Here is a 19,114-nt window from a genome sequence, read left to right as displayed (position 1 = left end):
GGGCCGCGCACCGCCGCGCCCGCGCTAGCGCGCGGTCTCGGTGTGCACGAACTCGGTGAGCCGGGCCAGCACGTCGGGGTCGGTGGTGGGCAGCACGCCGTGGCCGAGGTTGAACACGTGGCCCTCGGCCGCGGCCCCGCGCGAGAGCACGTCGGCGGCGCGGCGGGCCACCACCTCCCAGGGCGCGAACAGGGTGGCCGGGTCGAGGTTGCCCTGGAGCGCCGTGCCGGGCTGCACCCGCTGGGCGGCCCGGTCCAGCGGCACCCGCCAGTCCACGCCCACCACGTCGGCCCCGGCCTCGCTGAGCAGGCCCAGGAGTTCGCCGGTGCCCACGCCGAAGTGGATGCGCGGCACGTCCAGCCCGCCGAGCTGATCGAAGATCCACGAGGTGTGCGGCAGCACCGACGCGCGGTAGTCCTCGGCGCTGAGCGCGCCCACCCAGGAGTCGAAGAGCTGCACGGCCGAGGCGCCGGCGGCGATCTGCACGCGCAGGAACTCCACGGTGATGGCGGAGAGCCGGTGCATGAGGTCGGCCCACAGTTCGGGCTCGCCGTACATCAGCGCCTTGGTGCGCTCGTGGTTCTTGGAGGGGCCGCCCTCGATGAGGTAGGAGGCCAGGGTGAAGGGGCCGCCGGCGAACCCGATGAGCGGGCGGTCGCCGAGTTCGCGCGCCAGTTCGCCGACCGCCTCGGTCACGAAGGGCACGTCGTCGGGTTCGAGCGCGCGCAGCCGCTTGACGCCCTCGGCGTCGCGGATGGGGTCGGCCACCACGGGGCCCACGCCGGTCTTGATGTCGAGGTCCACCCCGATGGCCTTCAGCGGCACCACGATGTCGCTGAAGTAGATGGCGGCGTCAACGTCGTAGCGGCGCACCGGTTGGAGCGTGATCTCGACGATCATGTCGGGCCGCGCGCAGGCGTCCAGCATGGGGACGTCGGCGCGCACCCGGCGGTACTCGGGCAGCGAGCGCCCGGCCTGGCGCATGAACCACACCGGCGTGTGCGACACCGGCAGGCGCCGGCAGGCGCGGAGGAAAGGAGAGTCGTGCAGCGTCACACCTCTGATCGTGCCATGGGTGCGGCGCGGTCGCGCCCCGGGTGGCGGACGCGGGTGCGGCGCGGCGCGGCGGGGGCCGCCGGGAACGGGCGCGTTCGGCCCGATAAAAACGGGCAAAACCGGCAAAAACCAGTCAAGCACCGCCTCACACCGCCAAGCTTCGCGTTTCGCCCGATCAGCGGCAATTCCGGCACGGGGTGTGACCGGTCGGAAACCGGATTGACCGCCACCGCGTAACGGCTTCGCCGCGAAGCCGGTCCCAAGATCATTACAAAAGGCCGACACGCCGGAAAAACTCCGCGTCGTGGCGCGGGAGTCGTGCCACCGTCATGGAGTGCCCGCCGTCACGCGCCGCGACCTTCGGTGCGCTCTGCTGGGCGGCGGGACCGCGGACGCGTGCGCCCGACATGTCGGGGGTTCGTCGGTCGCGGTCTTTGGCGCGAGGAACCCCGCAACAAGATTAAGGCTGTCGTTTCCATCATGCCCCCTCTCGGTAGGGTCGATGACGCGCCCCCCGCCTTCCAGCGCGCGGTTGAGAGTCTGCGCACGCCCGCGGTCCGGCCGGAGATCGCGGTCGAGGACATCCCGGCGCCCAAGCGACTGGCGCCGCACGCCGTCGCCATGTCGGCGACCGTCCGCGTCGAGGACGCCGACGCCGCGTTCGGCCGGCTGATCGTGCTCTACGACCCCGAGGGCACGCGCGACTGGCCCGGCCCCTTCCGGGTCGTGGCGTGGGTGACCGCCGACCTGGAGTCGGAGATCGCCACCGACCCCCTGCTCGGCCAGGTGGCGTGGAGCTGGCTGACCGACGCCCTCCAGGCGCGCGGCTGCGCGCACGCGTCCCTCAGCGGGACCGTCACCCGCGCCACCACCGAGGGCTTCGCCGCCAAGGCCGACCAGCCCTCGACCACCGAACTGGAACTGCGCGCGTCCTGGACGCCGGCGGCTGAGGACCTGTCGGCGGACATGGCGGTGTGGCTGGACCTGCTGTCGGCCGCGGCCGGGCTGCCGCCGGCGGACGTCGCCGACATCGGCCAGCGGCGCGGCCGCCCGGAGGGGTGAGCCGCCCCGTTCCCGCCGCCGCCCGCAGGCCGCCGCCCGCGCGGAAGCGCCGGCGGCGGGCCGGGCGGCGGCGCCGCGGCGCGCGCCCGCCGCTCCCCCAGGGCGCCCCCGCTGTCGTGCCCCTGGCATGGGGACCGCATACCGTGGGGGTGTGGCGAACGTGCTGAACTCCAAGACAGGTACCCCGGACCCGGAGAACCCCGACGGCCATCACGAGCCGGAGGCCCCCCTGCTGCGCGAGCCCCGCGACGGACTCCCGCCGGTGGTGGCCGACACCGCGCACCTCGCCCGCGTGGTGGACTCCTTCGGCGCCGGCAGCGGCCCGGTGGCCGTCGACGCCGAGCGCGCCTCGGGGTACCGCTACGGCCAGCGCGCCTACCTGGTCCAGTTGCGCCGCGCCGGCGCCGGTTCGGCGCTGATCGACCCCATCGCCTGCCCCGACCTGTCCGGGCTGGACTCCGCCGTCGCCGACGCCGAACTCGTCCTGCACGCCGCCCACCAGGACCTCCCCTGCCTGGCCGAGGTCGGCCTGCGGCCCCGCCGGCTGTTCGACACCGAACTGGCCGGGCGCCTGCTGGGCTACCAGCGGGTGGGCCTGGGCTCGATGGTCGAGCGGGTGCTGGGCCTGCGCCTGGCCAAGGAGCACTCGGCCGTGGACTGGTCGGTGCGCCCGCTGCCGCAGGACTGGCTGACCTACGCGGCGCTGGACGTGGAGATCCTGGTGGACCTGCGCGACGCGCTGGAGGCCGAACTCGCCGAGGCCGGCAAGCTCGACTGGGCGCGCGAGGAGTTCGCCTGGGTGGTGTCGGCGCCGCCCAAGGAGCCCCGGCCCGACCCCTGGCGGCGCACCTCGGGCATCCACCGGGTGCGCAACCAGCGCGGCCTGGGCGTGGTGCGCGAACTGTGGGTGGAGCGCGACCGCATCGCCCGCGAGCGCGACATCTCGCCGGGCCGGGTCCTGCCCGACGCCGCCATCATCGAGGCCGCCACCGCCATGCCGGCCACCGCCGCCGAGCTGACCGCCATTAAGCCGTTCAGCGTGCGGCTGGCCCGCCGCTACGTCCCCAACTGGCTCAAGGCGATCAACCGGGTACGCGGCATGCCGCCGGCCGAACTGCCCCAGCCGGGCGCGCCGGGCGACGGCCCGCCGCCCACCAACCGGTGGGCCGACCGCGACCCCGCGGCGGCGCGGCGGCTGGAGGCGGTGCGCGCGGCGCTGGCCACCATCGCCGAGCGGGTGTCGATGCCCACCGAGAACCTGCTCCAGCCCGACGCCGTGCGGCGGCTGGCGTGGAGCCCGCCGGCCCGGACCGATGTCGAGGGCGTGTCCGGCCACCTGCGCGAGCACCACGCCCGCGCCTGGCAGGTGGAGCAGACCGCGGGGCCGCTGGCCGAGGCGCTGGCGCGCGTCGCCGGCGACTAGGGCGGCCTCGGCGGGGTTCGGGGGCGGCCGGGAGGCCCTTTCGGGGCGGGGATTCGGACGCCCGCTATTGCCTCCGGCGCGCCCGACCAAACCTCGCGTTCCGCCCAAACGGGCGGAAGTGACACAATTCACCGGCAACGCCTGCCTGTGGTGTGTTTCCGGGCCTTCTCGCCCGGATTAAGTTATGGAATCGTGCTGTTCTTGATGCGTGGCGGCGAGTCGGCGGCGGCCGGTGTCTCCTTTCGACGGGTGGTGAGTCTGGTGTCGTTGTGGCGGTCCCTGCTGCGCAAGACCGGATTCGCGTCCGGCGATACCGTGGCGGTGCCCCCGGCGCGCGAGCCCGGGCAGTCCCCCGCCGTGCGCGCCGCCGCCCTGGAGCAGGTCCTGCGCGAGCACGTGGACTCCTACGGCGCCGAGGACCCCCGCACCATCGCCGCGCGCAACAACCTGGCCAGCAAGTACGCCCAGATCGGGCGGCGCCAGGCGGCGGTCGCGGAGTTCGAGCGCGCGCTGGCCGACGCCGAGGCGGTGCACGGTACCGACCACCCCCAGACCGACGTCATCCGCGAGAACCTGGCGTGGTCCTATGAGGACGCCGGGCGCGCCGACGAGGCCGCCGAGCACTGGGAGGCGCTGCTCAAGCACCGCGACGCCCAGCTCGGCCCGGTGGCCGCCGACACCGTGACCGCGCGCAGCCGGCTGGCCAACTGCTACCGCAAGTGCGGCCGCTACGACGCCGCCATCGCCCACTACGAGCGCGCGGTCGAGGACGCCGGCACCCCCACCGAACGCGAGGACCTGCGCATCGGCCTGAGCCAGTCCTACACCGCGCTGGGCCGCCACGACGACGCCGCCCGGCAGTTGCGCATGGTGCTGGCCCAGCGGCGCCGCCGCCTGGGCGCCAAGCACCTGGACACCCTGGTCATCCAGCACCGGCTGGGCCGCACCCAACTCCAGGGCGGGCGCGGCGAGGAGGCCGTCGACACGCTGCGCGCGGCCTACCTCAACGGGCTCTCGGCCGCCGGCGACCCCGAGATCCGCATGCTGACCCTGCGCATGCGCCGCGACCTCGCCGGCGCGCTGAGCGCCCAGGGCCGCCACCGCGACGCCGCCGCCCTGTTCTGAACCGGCGCGCCGCGCCCGCACCCGCTCCGCACCCCCCTTTCGCACGCCCTCCCGCGCCCCGCGCGGGAGGGCGTTTTGCGCGCGCGCCGCACCGGGACGGCTCCCCTGCTCGCCACACTAGTTACCGGCCAGTAGCATGTGCGTGTACCGGTCACCCGTCCGTTGGAACCAGGAGGGCAAATCGTGCCGCGAACTGCCCGTGATGTCGTGTTTGTCGACGGAGCCAGGACTCCGTTCGGCAAGGCCGGCAAGGGCCTCTACGCCGAGACGCGCGCCGACGACCTCGTCGTGCGCGTCATCCGCGAGCTACTGCGCCGCAACCCCGGCCTGCCGCCGGAGCGCATCGACGAGGTGGCCATCGCCGCCACCACCCAGATCGGCGACCAGGGCCTGACCATCGGCCGCAGCGCGGCCCTCCTGGCGGGGCTGCCGCGCAGCGTCCCCGGCTTCGCCATCGACCGCATGTGCGCCGGCGCGATGACCGCCGTCACCACCACCGCCGCCGGGATCTCCTTCGGCGCCTACGACGTCGCCATCGCCGGCGGCGTGGAGCACATGGGCCGCCACCCCATGGGCGAGGGCGTCGACCCCAACCCGCGCTTCCTCTCCGAGAAGCTGGTGGACCCCTCGGCGCTGGTCATGGGCAACACCGCCGAGAACCTGCACGACCGCTACCCCTCCATCACCAAGGAGCGGGCCGACGCCTACGCCCTGCGCAGCCAGGAGAAGGTCGCCAAGGCCTACGCCGACGGCAAGATCCAGCAGGACCTGGTCGAGGTGCTGGTGCGCTCGGCCGAGCAGGGCTTCGGTTTGGCCACGGCCGACGAGCCGCCCCGGCCCGACACCACGCTGGCGGGCCTGGCCGGGCTGAAGACGCCCTTCCGCCCGCACGGCAACGTCACCCCGGGCAACGCCGCCGGCCTCAACGACGGCGCCACCGGTGCGATCATCGCCGCCGAGGAGGTCGCCGCCGAACTGGGCCTGGACGCCCGCATGCGGCTGGTGGACTTCTCCTTCGCCGGGGTGGACCCCGAGGTCATGGGCGTGGGCCCGGTGCCCGCCACCGAGCGGCTGCTGGCCCGCCAGGGCCTCACCATGGACGAGATCGGCCTCATCGAGATCAACGAGGCGTTCGCCGTGCAGGTGCTGGCCTTCCTGGAGCACTTCGGCGTGCCCGACGACGACCCCCGCGTCAACCCCTGGGGCGGCGCGATCGCGCTGGGCCACCCGCTCGCCTCCTCGGGCGTGCGGCTGATGACGCAGCTCTCCCGGCTGTTCGGCGAGCGCCCCGACGTCCGCTACGGCCTGACGACCATGTGCGTGGGCCTGGGCATGGGCGGCACCGTGCTGTGGGAGAACACCAACTGGGAAGGAAGCGCCAAGTGAGCGACTCCGACGTGCGCGGCGGCGGCGTCCCCGACTCCCCCGACGCCCTGCGCGAGGTCTTCGCCGACGAGGTCGTCACCCGCGCCCTGGCGCGCGACGTCCAACTGCCCTACAACGCCGGCACGGCCGTGCTGATCACCCTGGACAACGGGCACGACCACACCAAGCCCAACACCTTCGGGCCGGCCGGGCTGCTCAGCCTCAACGACGCCATCGAGGCGGCGCGCGCCCGCACCGACATCGCGGCCGTGGCCATCACCGGCAAGCCGTTCATCTTCGCGGTGGGCGCCGACCTCACCGGGGTGCCGCAGGTGCGCACCCGCGAGCAGGCGCACGCGGTGGCCCGCCTGGGCCACGACGTGTTCCGCAAGCTGGGCGAGCTGGACGTGCCCACCTTCGCGTTCGTCAACGGCGCGGCCATGGGCGGCGGCGTGGAGGTGGCGCTGCACTGCCGCTACCGCACCGTCTCCTCGGGGGTGCCGGCGTTCGCCCTGCCCGAGACCTTCCTGGGCCTGGTGCCGGGCTGGGGCGGCACCTACCTGCTGCCACACCTCATCGGCGCCGAGAAGGCGCTCAAGCTCATCATCGACAACCCGCTGGCCCAGAACCGGATGATCAAGGGCCCCGAGGTGCACGCCCTGGGCATCGCCGACGCGATGTTCGAGCCGGCCGACTTCGTTGAGGAGTCGCTGCGCTGGGCCGCCCGGGTCGTCACGGGCGAGACCGCCGTGGAGCGGCCCGAGGTCGACCGCGGCGCCGCCTGGGACCAGGCCGTGGCCAACGCCCGCTTCGCGCTGGAGGGCCGCCTCCACGGCGCGGCGCCCGCGCCGGTGCGCGCGCTGGAGCTGGTGGCCGCCGCCAAGGACCGCACCCGCGACGAGGGCTTCGCCGCCGAGGACGACGCGCTGGCCGACCTCATCATGAGCGAGGAGCTGGCGGCCGGCCTCTACGCCTTCGACCTCAACCAGAAGCGGGCGCGGCGCCCGGCCGGTGCGCCCGACAAGGCGCTGGCCCGCCCGGTGACCAAGGTCGGCGTGGTGGGGGCCGGGCTGATGGCCGGCCAGCTCGCGCTGCTGTTCGCCCGCCGCCTGGGCGTGCCGGTCGTCATGACCGACCTGGACCAGGAGCGGCTGGACCGGGGCGTGGGCTACGTCCACGGCGAGGTCGACAGGCTGCTGGCCAAGGGCAGGATCAACCCCGACCAGGCCAACCGGCTCAAGGGGCAGGTGTCGGGGTCGCTCACCAAGGACGCCTTCGCCGACGCCGACTTCGTCATCGAGGCCGTCTTCGAGCGGATGGACGTCAAGAAGCAGGTGTTCGCCGAGGTCGAGGCGGTCGTGCCGGCCGAGGCGGTGCTGGCCACCAACACCTCCTCGCTGTCGATCACCGAGATGGCGGCCGACCTGCGCCACCCCGAGCGCGTGGTGGGCTTCCACTTCTTCAACCCGGTGGCGGTGCTGCCGCTGCTGGAGATCGTCCGCGGCGAGCGCACCGACGACGCCACCCTGGCCACCGCCTTCGCCACCGCCAAGCAGCTCAAGAAGAGCGCGGTGCTGTGCAAGGACGCGCCGGCGTTCGTCGTCAACCGGCTGCTCACCCTGTTCATGGGCGAGGTGCTGGCGGCGGTCGAGGAGGGCACCGAGCCCGAGGTCGCCGACCGCGCGGTGGCGCCGCTGGGGCTGCCGATGACCCCGCTGATGCTGCTGCAACTGGTCGGCCCGGCCGTGGCGCTGCACGTGGCCGAGACCCTGCACGAGGCGTTCCCCGACCGGTTCGGCGTCTCCCCGCAACTGCGGGCCCTGGTGGAGTCGGGCCGCACCGCCGTCTACGGCCCCGACCTGACCATCGACCCCGAGGTGCGGGCGCTGTTCACCGGCGGCGCCGCCCCCTCCAGCGAGGAGCAGATCCTCCAGCGGGCGCTGGAGGCGCTGGCCCGCGAGATCCGGCTGATGCTGGACGAGGGCGTGGTGGCCGAGCCCGCCGACATCGACCTGTGCCTCATCGCGGGCGCGGGCTGGCCGTTCCACCTGGGCGGGATCACGCCCTACCTGGACCGGTCGGGGGTGTCGGAGAAGGTCAACGGCGCGCGGTTCCACTCCGGGCGGCCCCGCGCCGTGTAGCGCCGAGCCCGCGCGGCGGCGGCCGGCGCCGCCGCCGCGCGGTGCGACACGCGCAACGCGGTCCCCGGGCCTACCGGCTCGGGGACCGCGCCGCGTTATCCTGGCGTTATGTCGGGCCGCCAAGCCACACCCTTCGTGGTCTCCAACCGCTTCCGCATCACGTGGGAGGGACTGTGGCTGACCCTGGCCTGCCTGGTCTTCACCGGTATCGGCGTCGCACTGGTCCTGCGGGGCACCCCCGTCGACATCGCGCTGGGCGCGCTGGCGGTGGCGGTGTTCGGCGGCGCCGGGCTGGTGTCGGTCTCCCGCTTCCTGTCCCACCGCCCGGTGCTGGTGCTGGACGAGGCGGGCGTGCACTTCATCGCGCCCTGGCCGCGCGGGCGCGGCGACGACCTCTCCTTCCCGTGGTCGGAGGTCGCGCTGCTGCGGGCCTGCACCCAGGTCGTGCCGCACCGGGGCGGCTCGGTGCCGCTGCACTACCTGGTGTTCGTCAACCGCGACGAGGCCGAACTGCCGTTCCACCCGCCCTCGCCCTGGCACACCACCAACGCCGTGCGGGTACGCCCGACCTGGAACCACACCATCGGCGAGATCATCGAGGCGGCCCACCGCTTCAAGCCCGACCTGCCCTTCGACGACCGCCGCCAGGCCGCCCCCGGCCACCGGTAGGGCGGCACCCGAGGGCCGGGCGCCGGTCCGGCGGGCTCAGCGCGCCCCGGCGGGTTCGGCCGGGCGCGGCTTTCCGGGCTCGCGCGGCTCCTCGGGCAGCTCCTCGCCCTCGGTGATCCCCACCCGGTCGTGCAGCCGGCGCAGCGGGGCGGGCAGCCACCAGTTGGCGCGGCCCAGCAGCCGCATGGTGGCCGGCACCAGCAGCGCCCGCACCAGGGTCGCGTCGACCACCACCGCCATGGCCAGGCCGATGCCCATGATCTTGAGGAACAGCAGGTCGGAGGAGCCCATGGCGGCCAGCACGACCACCAGCAGCAGGGCCGCGCTGGTGATGATGCCGCCCGTGCGCTGGAGGCCCACCGCCACCGAGTGGGCGTTGTCGCCGGTGCGGGCGAACTCCTCGCGCACCCGGCTGAGCAGGAACAGCTCGTAGTCCATGGCCAGACCGAAGGCGATGATGACGATCAGCACGATGAACGTGGGGTCGATCGTGCCGACCGCCTCGAACCCCAGCACCCCCGACAGGTGGCCGTCCTGGAAGCCCCAGACGACCACGCCCAGGGAGGCGCCCAGCGACAGCGCGCCCATCAGCACCGCCTTGACGGGCAGCACGATCGAGCCGAAGGCCAGGAAGAGCAGCACCAGGGTGGTGGCCACGACGAACGCGACGGTGGTGGGCAGGGTGTCCACGATGGCCGCGACGTTGTCGATCTGCATGGCGGCCGGGCCGCCGACCAGGACCTCCTCGGCGCCCTCGGGCTCGGGCGCGGCGCGCACCGCGTGCACCAGGTCGGCGGTTTCCGGGTCGTCGGTCTCGCCCTCGTAGGCCACGGTGATGTGGGCGGCGTCCTCGCCGGTGCGCGAGACCTCCGCGCCCTCGGCGCCCGCGAGGCCGCCCAGGCGGTCGGCGAAGTCGGTCAGCTCGGCGCGCTCGACGTCGCCGGTGACCGCCACGTCGATCCGCCCGATCCCGCCGGCGGGGAAGTCCTCGCGCAGCGACTCGGTGGCCACCCGGCTGGCGGCGTCGGCCGGCAGGTAGCGCTGGTCGGTGGAGCCCAGTTCGGTGGCCCCCAGGGACGAGGCGAAGGCCAGCAGCACCGCGCCCACGGCCACCAGGTAGAACACCGGGCGGCGCATGACGCTGTGGCCCAGGCGCGCCCAGGCGCCGCCGGCGGCGGCCTCCTCGGGGCCGCGCCCCTGGGCGGCGCGGCGCAGCTCGCGGCGGCGCCGGGCGCGGGCGAACAGCCGCAGGGAGTCGATGCGGTCGCCGGCCACCGCCAGCAGCGCGGGCAGCGCCACCAGCGCGGCCAGCACGTCGAACAGCACCACGGCGATCCCGCCGAAGCCGATGGAGCGCAGGATGGGCTGGGGGAAGAACAGCAGGCCGGCGAAGGCGATCATGACGGTCACACCGGAGAACGCCACGGTGCGCCCGGCCGTGGCCAGGGTGCGCGGCACGGCCTCGCGCACGTCGGTGCCCCGCGCGCGCTCCTCGCGGAAGCGGTTGACCATGAACAGGCCGTAGTCGATGGCCAGGCCCAGGCCCAGGATGGTGGCGACGTTGACGGCGAAGACGGAGACGTCGGTGACGTAGGTGAGGGCGCGCAGCAGGGTGAGGGAGCCCAGGATGGCCAGGCCGCCCACGGCCAGCGGCATCAGGGCGGCCACCACGCCGCCGAAGATCACCACCAGCAGCACCAGCAGGACCGGCAGCGAGATCAACTCGGCGCGCACGACGTCGCCCTCGGCCTGGGCCGCCAGGTCGGACTCGATGCCGACCGGGCCGCCGATCTCGGTGTCGAGCTGGCCGGCGTCCAGCTCGTCCTCGATGGCGTGGAAGTTGGCCATGCGCTCGGCGTCGGTGTCGCCGGCCAGGGTGATCGGCACGTAGGTGGCGTGGCGGTCCTCGGAGACGAGCATGCCGCGCTCGGTGTCGCTGAGCCCGTCGTCGAGGTAGGTGCGCACCGAGGCGATCCGGTTTTCGGGCAGGTCGTCGCGCATCTGCTGGACGGAGAAGGCGAACATCGGGTTGTCGATGCGCAGCTCGTCGCTGCGGTAGACCACCACGACGTCGGCCTCGTCGTGGCCCAGCTCCTCCTCCAGGGCGGCGGAGGCGCGGGCGGACTCCGATCCGGGGTCCTCGAATCCGCCCTCGCTGACGGCGCCGAACACACCGGTGCCCCATACCCCCGCGAAGGCCGCGAAGAGGGCGGTGGCGGCGAGCACCCAGCCGCGCCACCGGTAGGTGAAGCGCCCCAGACCTGCGAACATGAAACCGCTCCTCGGCGTCTCACAGACGTGGGATGAACAGAGCAGACACCGGCGCACACCGGTGGTTACCAGCGTTAACTAAGCTTACGTCGTTAACGATTATGACGATATCGTGGCACGGCGCCCCGCGATCACCGCAGCGGGGGGCGGAAAGGGACGAGGAATTGCCCACACGGCCCACCCCACCGGCATCCACGCAGGTAGCGGACACGGCACCGCCCACCCGGCGCGAGCGTGTGCGTGAGGCCACATCCCGGGAGATCAAGGAGATCGCGCGGCGCCACCTGGTGGCGCACGGCGCGGCGGGAGTCTCCCTGCGTGCCATCGCCCGCGAGATGGGCATGACCGCGCCGGGGCTCTACCGCTACTTCGCCAGCCTGCACGACCTGCTGGACTCCCTGCGCGCCGACCTGTTCACCGAGCTGACCGACGCCGTGGCCGCCGCCCAGGCCGCGCTGCCCGAGGACGACACCGACGGCCGGGTGCTGGCCGCGCTGCGCGCGGTGCGCGCCTGGGCGCTGGGCAACCGCGCCGAGTTCACCCTGCTGTTCGGCCCGGCCGTCACCGACACCGGCCCCGAGGAGGACAGCCCGGCGGCGGTGGCCGGGCAGCGGTTCGCCGCCGCCTTCGTCTCGCTGTTCGACCGGCTGCTGGCCGAGGGCCGCTTCGCCCCGCCGCCGGCCGAGCCCGAGGCGTCGGCGGAGCTGCGCGCCCAGCTCGACGCCTTCGCCGCGTGCACCGGGTTCACCGGCGACCACGCCTCCGACGCCGCCACGCGGTTCATGCTGCGCTCCTGGGTGCGCTTCTACGGCCTGGTGTGCATGGAGGTGTTCCGGCACCTAGGGTTCGTGGCCGACGACCTGGGCGCGCTGTTCGAGGCCGAGCTGCGCGACCTGGTCACCGGGCTAGGCGTGGTCTACCGCGCCCCCTGACCGCACCGGCTGACCGCGACCGGTCCGCCCCGCGCGGCGCTGGCCGGTCCCGGCCGATTGCCGACCGCGCTGAGCGCGCGCGTGTGCGGGGCGAATATGGTTGATCGTCACGCTTGCCCGCGTTGCGCAACCAGAAGGACCAGCCCGTGGAGACCACCCCCGACGGCGCGGACGGCCCGGCCGGCGGCCGACCCCCGGCGGAGCCCTCGCCGCCCTCCCCCGGCCCCCGGGCCGAGGCCCCCGCGCCCGGCGCCGCGCCCCTCGACCCCCAGGGCGCCGGCCCCGGCGAGGCGCCGGCCGACCCGCCGCCGGCCCCGGCGGCCGCGCCCGCCCGCCCGGTCCCACCCGCCGGCCCGGCCACCGGCGCGTTCCGCGCCGCCCCCAGCTCCCCGGGCGCCCCCGCCTCCCCGGCGGCTCCCGGCGGACCGGCCACGGGCGCCTTCACCGCCGGGTGGCCCGGCGCGCCCGCCCCGGGTCCCTGGGCCACCGGCGCGTTCCCGGCGCAACCGCACCCCGGCACTCCCGGCGCCGCCGCCGGACATCCCGGCGCTCCCAGCGCCCCCGGCGGCCCCGGCGCGCCGCCGACCGGCGCCTATCCCGGCTTCGCCCCCTCCGCGCCGTTCGGCCCGCCCCCCGGCCGCCACCCCCACCCGGGGGGCCACCCCGGCTACGGCTTCCCCCCGGGCGGCTACCCGCCCGCGCCCCGGCGCGGGAGCACCACGGCGGTGTGGATCGCCGTGGGCGCCTCGGCGTTCACCGCCGTGGTCGCGCTGACCCTGTGCGTGGCGCTGGTGGTGGCCGCCGACCCCGGCGGCGCCCCCGCCGCCGGCGGCCAGGCGCCCTCAAGCGACGACCCCGCCGCCCACTACGACGAGCGGCTGGCCGCCCGCCCCGGGGCCATCGACCTCGACGTCGCCGACCACCCCGCCTACGACCTGGCCATGCCGGAGTCGATCGACTGCACCCCGCCCGACCTGGACCCCGACTCCGACGCCTCCTGGCGCGCCTTCAGCGACGAGGTGGGCCGCTGCCTCAACGAGCTGTGGCAGCCCCGGCTGGAGGAGCTGGGCCTGCGCACCCCCGAGCCCACCTGGGACGTCACCGAGGAGAACCCCGACACCGGCCCGCCCGAGGAGGGCATGACCCTCGCCTACTACGAGAACGGCACCATGACCATCACCGTGGTGCTGCCCAACGTCTCGGAGCTGGCGCGCGACGTCCCCGAGGACAGCCAGGAGAGCGTCTGGAGCGCGCTGCTGGGCCACGAGTACGGCCACCACGTGCAGCAGGTCACCGGCATCCTGGAGGAGAGCTACGCCATGGAGCGCCAGGCGCCCACCCAGGACGCCGAACTGGAGGCGCTGCGCCGCACCGAACTCCAGGCCGAGTGCATGGCCGGGGTCGCCATGCAGGCGCTGGGCGGGTTCGACCAGGCCGAGATCGACCGGGCCAACTCCTTCCTCAACAGCGGCAGCGACCTGCCCACCCACGGCACCTCGGCCAACCGCCAGGAGTGGTTCGACAACGGGGCCTCGGCCGACACCCTGGAGGCGTGCAACACCTACGCCGCGCCGGTGGCCGAGGTCGACTAGCCCGGTGGGCCGGGCCGGTCGATTCGGCCGGGCCGGCCCGGCGCGCGGGTCCGGTGCGCGGCGCCCGGACCCGCGCCGCCTCAGCGGCCCAGCGCGCCGTGCAGCTCCGACCACCCGCCGAGCTTGACCCGCTCGCCCCGGCCCAGCCGGCGGCCGCGCTCGACCTCGGCGGCGTCGATGGTCAGCCAGTCGCCGTAGTCGGTGACGACCGCGCCGCTGCCGGCCAGCACCTCCTCGACCGGCTCCAGCTCGGGCGCGGCGGCGCGCAGCGCCGGGGCGTCGTCCAGCAGGGAGCGCACGGTGGCCGCGGCGTCGGACTTGTTGGTGCCGATGACCCCGGTGGCGCCCCGCTTGATCCAGCCCGCCACGTAGTCGCCGGCGCGCACGCCCCCGCCGGGCTCCAGCACCCGGCCCTCGGCGTGGGGCACGGTGTGCGTGCCCTCGTCGAAGGGCACCCCGGCCAGGGCCGTGCCGGCGTAGCCCACCGAGCGGAACACCATGCCGGCCGGGACCGTGCCGAGGTCGCCGGTGCCCACCAGGCGCCCCTCGGGGGTCAGCTCGGTGCGCTCCACCCGCAGCGCCTCGGCCCGCTCGGCGCCCAGCACCTCCACCGGGCGGGTCCAGAACCGCAGCTCGATGCGGCGCGGCCGGGGCGCGGGCGGGCGGGCCGCCCACCCCTTGAGGATCGCCAGGTTGGTGCGCGCGGCGCGCTCGGCGGTGCGCATCTGCGGGCCGGTGGGGTCGATGTCGACCTGCTCGGGCAGCACGGAGACCTCGGCGCCGGGGAGTTCGCCCAGCTCGCGCAGCTCGGGCGCGGTGAACTTCGCCTGGAGCGGGCCGCGCCGCGCCAGCAGGTGGATGCGGCGCACCCGGCTGGCGGCCAGCACCTCCAGCACGGGCTGGGGGATGTCGGTGCGGCGCAGTTCGTCGCCGGTCTTGGCCAGCAGCCGCACGACGTCCACGGCGACGTTGCCCGCGCCGACCACCGCGACCTCCTCGGCGTCGAGCAGGAACCGCTCGACCTCGGAGTCGGGGTGGCCGCAGTACCAGTTGACGAAGTCGGTGGCGGCCACGCTGCCGGGCAGGTCCTCGCCGGGGATGCCCATGCGGCGGTCCACGCCGGCGCCGGTGGCGTAGACGACCGCGTGGTAGGCGCGGGCCAGGGCGGCGCGGTCGACGTGGCGGCCGAACTCCACGCCGCCCACGAAGCGCACCTGGGGCCGCTCCAGGACCTCGCGCAGGGTGCGGGCCACGCGCTTGATCTTGAGGTGGTCGGGGGCCACCCCGTAGCGCACCAGGCCATAAGGCGTGGGCAGCCGGTCCACGAGGTCGACGGCGACGTCCTCGCGGCTCTGCCGGGTCAGCGCGTCGGCGGTGTAGATGCCGGCCGGTCCGGAGCCGATGACCGCCACCCGAAGTGGGTCGGGAGAACTCATCTCCCCATTCTCGCGCATCGCGCCCGCGCGCGTCGGCTCAGCCGGGCGCGCGCGGGCACGAGCGCGGGCGCTCGGGGAGCCCGCGCCGGCGGCGCGGGCTCCCCGAGGCGGCGCGACGGCTCAGGGCTTGGCGCCGGCGGTGTCGCCCACGCCGCGCTCGGCGTGGCGCGACACGGTCTCGGTGAGCTCGCGGGCCAGGCTCTGCGGGGTCAGCCCCATGTCGGCCAGGATGTCGCCGCGCTTGGCGTGGTCCAGGAACTCCTGCTCGATGCCGAAGGTGCGCACCGGGATGTCGAGGTCGGCGTCGCGCAGGGTGCGGGCGACGGCGTCGCCCACCGCGCCCACGCGGCCGTTGTCCTCGACCACGGCCACCACGCGGTGGCGGGCGGCCTCGCCCACGATCGCCTCGTCCAGCGGCTTGACCCAGCGGGGGTCGATGACGGTGACCCCGATCCCCTGGTCGGCCATGCGGTCGGCGACCTCGCAGCAGGTCTCGGCCATGGGGCCGACCGCGATGAGCAGCAGGTCCTCGGAGTGGTTGGCGCGGGTGGCCCGGCGCAGGACGTCCATGGTGCCCACGCGGCCCACGGCCTCGATCTCGGGCGCGACGGCCCCGGTGGGGTAGCGCACGACCGTGGGGGCGTCCTCGACGGCGACGGCCTCGCGCAACTGCTCGCGCAGGCGCGGGGCGTCGCGCGGCACGGCCAGCCGCAGGCCGGGCACCACCTGGAGGATGGACAGGTCCCACATGCCGTGGTGGCTGGCGCCGTCGGGGCCGGTGACCCCCGAGCGGTCCAGGCAGAAGGTGACGCCCTGGCGGTGCAGGGCGGCGTCCATGAGGACCTGGTCGAAGCAGCGGTTGAGGAAGGTGGCGTAGACCGCCACGACCGGGTGCAGGCCGCCCATGGCCAGGCCGGTGGCCGAGGTGGCGGCGTGCTGCTCGGCGATGCCGACGTCGAAGCAGCGGTCGGGGTAGGCCTCGGCGAAGGGCGCCAGGCCGGTGGGGTGCAGCATGGCGGCGGTGATGGCGACGACGTCCTCGCGCTCGGCGCCGATGGCCACCATCTCCTCGCTGAAGACCGAGGTCCACTTGCGCGGCGCGGGCGCGCTGGGCGCGCCCGCCGGGGCGGTCTTGGCCGCGCCGATGGAGTGGAACTGGTCCTCCTCGTGGTTCTCGGCCGGCGCGTGGCCCTTGCCCTTCTGGGTGATGCAGTGCACGATCACCGGGCCGCCGAAGTCGCGGGCGCGGCGCAGCGCCTTTTCGACCATGGCGGCGTCGTGGCCGTCGATGGGGCCGACGTACTTCAGGCCGAGGTCCTCGAACATCATCTGCGGCTGGATGGCGTCCTTGATGCCCTTCTTCAGCCCGTGCAGCGCCTCGTACAGCGGCTGGCCCACCACGGGCGCGCGGTTCAGCGCGGCCTTGGCGAGGTCGAGCGCCTGCTCGTAGCCCTGGGTCATGCGCAGCGAGGCGAGGTGGTCGGCCAGGCCGCCCATGGTGGGCGAGTAGGAGCGGCCGTTGTCGTTGACGACGATGACGACGCGGCGGTCGTGGCGGGCGGCGATGTTGTTCAGCGCCTCCCAGGCCATGCCGCCGGTCAGCGCGCCGTCGCCCACCACGGCGGCGACGGTGCGGTCGCGCCGGCCCTGGACCTCGTTGGCCTTGGCCAGGCCGTCGGCGTAGGAGAGCACGGTGGAGGCGTGGGAGTTCTCGATGAAGTCGTGCTCGGACTCGGCGCGGGAGGGGTAGCCCGAGAGCCCGCCCCGGCTGCGCAGGCCGGAGAAGTCCTTGCGGCCGGTCAGCAGCTTGTGCACGTAGGACTGGTGGCCGGTGTCGAACAGGATGGGGTCGCGCGGGGAGTCGAAGACGCGGTGCAGGGCGATGGTCAGCTCGACCACTCCCAGGTTGGGGCCCAGGTGGCCGCCGGTGCGGGTGACCTCGGTGACGAGGAACTCCCGGATCTCGGCGGCGAGCTGCGGCAACCTCTCAGCCGGGAGCTTCTTGAGGTCGTCCGGGTTGCGCAGCGAGTCGAGTAGCGTCAACGTCTCGTCAGTCCCCTCGATCCGGCGTGCCCCGACTGGGCCGGGCGCGGTCCCTCCGCACCGTGCACGCCTCGTCCTGCTCGGTTTTCCCGAGTTTATGAGCCGCTGGGCGGCGGGTGGTACCGAACCCACCCGGCCCCGGACGATTCGGTCCCCTCGGCGGCGGCGACGGCGTCGTGCAGGCGGCGCATCTCGGCCGCGATGCCGTCGGTGTTCCAGTGGGCGTTGAGCCCGCTGGGGTTGGGCAGCACCCACACCGGGACGCCGGCGATGGGCTCCTCGCGCGGCCCGATCTGGGCGCCCGGGTCGCCGAAGGCGTGCCGGAACGCGGTGACGCCGAGCACGCCCAGCGCACGGGGTCGCAGGTCGCGCAGCTTGGCGGCCAGGGCCGCGCCGCCCTCGCGCAGTTCGGCGGGGGTCAGCTCGTCGGCGCGCGCGGTGGCGCGGGCGACCAGGTTGGTGATCCCCAGGCCCCAGTCGGGCAGCAGGTGCTGCTCCTCGGGGCGCAGTTGGCGGGGGGTGAGCCCCGCGCGGTGCAGAGCGGGCCAGAACCGGTTTCCGGGCCGGGCGAAATGGTGGCCGGTCCACCCGGAGTACAGGCCCGGGTTGATGCCGCAGAAGAGGATGTCCAGGCCGGGGGCGAGCACGTCGTCGATGACGGCGCCGTGCGCAGCGGCGAGGTCGGCTTTCGACGGGCGCCGGGGGCGGGGGCGCTGGGCGCCGCTGGATGCGCTCATGGCCTCCGGAGCCTACCCGAGGCGCGGCGGGGGCCGACCGGGTCACAGCAGCGACTGCACCAGCAGCGCGGCGCCGGAGACCGTGACCACGCACAGCAGCGCGGCCCGGATCAGCCCGGCGTCGACCACGCGGGCCAGCGGCCGGCCCAGCAGGAACCCGGCGACCTCGAAGGGCAGCAGCCACAGCCCGGCCCGCACGTGCTCGGCGTGCAACTGCCCGCCCGCCGCCAGCATGCCCAGCGACAGCACGGCCCCCAGCAGGAAGTAGGCGCCCAGGGTGGCGCGGATGCGCGGGCCCGACTCGTGCTGGTAGAGCAGCGCCAGCGGCGGCCCGCCGATGGAGGTGGCGGTGCCGGTGACCCCGGAGACCACGCCGGCCACCACCAGCGCCGTGCGGCTCAGCCGCACCCGCACCGCCCGCACGGTCAGCGCCACGGCCACCAGCACCATGGCGCCCACGGCCCCGCCCAGCACCTCGGGCGCCACCAGCGCGACCACCCCCACCCCGGCGGCGGTGCCGGGCACCCGGCCCAGCATGGCCCAGCCCAGGCCGCGCCAGTCGATCTCCCGCCACTCGGTGCCCAGGGTGAACAGCGGCAGCACGCTGGTAACCACCAGCATGGTGCCCGGCATGTACTCGGGGTGGAGCAGCGCGACGACCGGCGCCGCCACCAGGCCCAGGCCCAGCCCGACGCCGCTCTGCACCACCGCCCCCAGCAGCACGGCCAGGCCGGCCGTCAGGAGGAAGGAGAGTTCGGGCATCGGTCAGCGAGGCTATATCCCCGCATTCCAGGTCGGATTGCCCGCATTGCCGGAACATCGGGTCATCCCGCCTCCGGCCCGCTCCCCCGCGCGGCCGGCCCGGCGCGGCCCGCCGGGCGGCGCCTCACACGGCGGTGAAGCGCGCCTGGTCCAGGCCCGGCACCGCCCACTCCCACACGGGCGCCGCCGGGTCGACCTCGACCCCGGTGACGGCCTCGACCGCCGCGGGCGGCACCGCCGGCGCGGCCTGCGAATCGGTGCCGGCCGCCCGCGCACCCGCCGCGCGCTCCGCCCCTTGCGCGGCGTCGGGGTCGAGCACCACCTGCGGCCCGCTCGCGCCCTCGCCGAACATCCGCTGCTGGATCCCCATCCGCTGCCCCCTGACGTGGTCGGTTCGCGTTCATCCCCCATGCTGCCGTCCGCGCACGTGGCGCGGGTGCGAACCGAGCTAGAGGAGGGTGAGAACCGGCCGGCGGGCGGGCATCGGGGCGTTCGCCGGG

Annotated in this window: 15 protein-coding genes; 8 read left to right on the top strand and 7 right to left on the bottom strand. The window is 74.9% G+C overall.

Annotation, left to right across the window (positions count from 1 at the left end):
* Nucleotides 1–24: 24 nt before the first annotated feature.
* A complete protein-coding gene (hemE, locus tag LG943_RS22730; RefSeq protein WP_408648637.1) occupies nt 25–993 on the bottom strand; it encodes a uroporphyrinogen decarboxylase in 969 nt (322 codons plus the stop codon).
* 543 nt (nt 994–1,536) lie between these two features.
* Between hemE and LG943_RS22725 the strand changes: the two genes are divergently transcribed.
* The 6 genes from LG943_RS22725 to LG943_RS22700 all read left to right on the top strand — a co-directional run bounded on the left by LG943_RS22725 (nt 1,537) and on the right by LG943_RS22700 (nt 8,841).
* A complete protein-coding gene (locus LG943_RS22725) occupies nt 1,537–2,118 on the top strand; it encodes a DUF3000 domain-containing protein (RefSeq protein WP_270074383.1) in 582 nt (193 codons plus the stop codon).
* Nucleotides 2,119–2,269: 151 nt separating this feature from the next.
* Complete coding sequence (locus LG943_RS22720) at nt 2,270–3,541, top strand: HRDC domain-containing protein (RefSeq protein ID WP_270074382.1); 1,272 nt, start codon at nt 2,270–2,272, stop codon at nt 3,539–3,541.
* A 204-nt stretch (nt 3,542–3,745) separates the two neighbouring features.
* A complete protein-coding gene (locus LG943_RS22715; protein WP_270074386.1) occupies nt 3,746–4,666 on the top strand; it encodes a tetratricopeptide repeat protein in 921 nt (306 codons plus the stop codon).
* 207 nt (nt 4,667–4,873) lie between these two features.
* A complete protein-coding gene (locus LG943_RS22710) occupies nt 4,874–6,052 on the top strand; it encodes a thiolase family protein (RefSeq protein ID WP_408648636.1) in 1,179 nt (392 codons plus the stop codon).
* Nucleotides 6,049–8,172, top strand: coding sequence for a 3-hydroxyacyl-CoA dehydrogenase NAD-binding domain-containing protein (locus LG943_RS22705; RefSeq protein ID WP_270074380.1), 2,124 nt, complete (start codon nt 6,049–6,051; stop codon nt 8,170–8,172). Before LG943_RS22710 ends, LG943_RS22705 begins: the two co-directional genes overlap by 4 nt.
* A 108-nt stretch (nt 8,173–8,280) precedes the next feature.
* Nucleotides 8,281–8,841: an STM3941 family protein gene (locus LG943_RS22700; protein WP_270074379.1), complete on the top strand. Its 561-nt coding sequence runs from the start codon at nt 8,281–8,283 to the stop codon at nt 8,839–8,841.
* 36 nt (nt 8,842–8,877) lie between these two features.
* Here the strand turns inward: LG943_RS22700 and LG943_RS22695 are convergent, their stop codons facing one another.
* The gene (locus tag LG943_RS22695; RefSeq protein WP_270074378.1) at nt 8,878–11,112 is read right to left on the bottom strand and encodes an MMPL family transporter; all 2,235 of its coding nucleotides are present in this window, start codon (nt 11,110–11,112) and stop codon (nt 8,878–8,880) included.
* 236 nt (nt 11,113–11,348) lie between these two features.
* On the opposite strand from LG943_RS22695, the gene LG943_RS22690 reads away from it, so the two are divergent.
* Nucleotides 11,349–12,044: a TetR/AcrR family transcriptional regulator gene (locus LG943_RS22690; RefSeq protein WP_270074377.1), complete on the top strand. Its 696-nt coding sequence runs from the start codon at nt 11,349–11,351 to the stop codon at nt 12,042–12,044.
* Between the two features lie 122 nt (nt 12,045–12,166).
* The gene (locus LG943_RS22685) at nt 12,167–13,636 is read left to right on the top strand and encodes a neutral zinc metallopeptidase (protein ID WP_270074376.1); all 1,470 of its coding nucleotides are present in this window, start codon (nt 12,167–12,169) and stop codon (nt 13,634–13,636) included.
* An 80-nt stretch (nt 13,637–13,716) separates the two neighbouring features.
* Here the strand turns inward: LG943_RS22685 and LG943_RS22680 are convergent, their stop codons facing one another.
* From LG943_RS22680 to LG943_RS22660, 5 genes are all read right to left on the bottom strand, one after another.
* Complete coding sequence (locus LG943_RS22680; protein WP_270074375.1) at nt 13,717–15,072, bottom strand: FAD-dependent oxidoreductase; 1,356 nt, start codon at nt 15,070–15,072, stop codon at nt 13,717–13,719.
* A 120-nt stretch (nt 15,073–15,192) separates the two neighbouring features.
* Nucleotides 15,193–17,115, bottom strand: a complete 1,923-nt coding sequence (gene dxs, locus LG943_RS22675) for a 1-deoxy-D-xylulose-5-phosphate synthase (protein WP_270074374.1) — start codon at nt 17,113–17,115, stop codon at nt 15,193–15,195.
* Nucleotides 17,116–17,210: 95 nt separating this feature from the next.
* Nucleotides 17,211–17,852 carry a G/U mismatch-specific DNA glycosylase gene (gene mug / locus LG943_RS22670; RefSeq protein WP_270074373.1) on the bottom strand — a complete coding sequence of 214 codons (642 nt, stop codon included), beginning with the start codon at nt 17,850–17,852 and terminating at the stop codon, nt 17,211–17,213.
* A gap of 42 nt (nt 17,853–17,894) precedes the next feature.
* A complete protein-coding gene (locus LG943_RS22665; RefSeq protein WP_270074372.1) occupies nt 17,895–18,614 on the bottom strand; it encodes a sulfite exporter TauE/SafE family protein in 720 nt (239 codons plus the stop codon).
* 124 nt (nt 18,615–18,738) lie between these two features.
* The gene (locus tag LG943_RS22660) at nt 18,739–18,984 is read right to left on the bottom strand and encodes a hypothetical protein (RefSeq protein ID WP_270074371.1); all 246 of its coding nucleotides are present in this window, start codon (nt 18,982–18,984) and stop codon (nt 18,739–18,741) included.
* Between the last annotated feature and the right edge of the window lie 130 nt (nt 18,985–19,114).

It is taken from the genome of Streptomonospora mangrovi (assembly GCF_027604915.1).
GTDB lineage: Bacteria > Actinomycetota > Actinomycetes > Streptosporangiales > Streptosporangiaceae > Streptomonospora > Streptomonospora mangrovi.
This window is presented reverse-complemented; position numbering and strand designations above follow the sequence as displayed.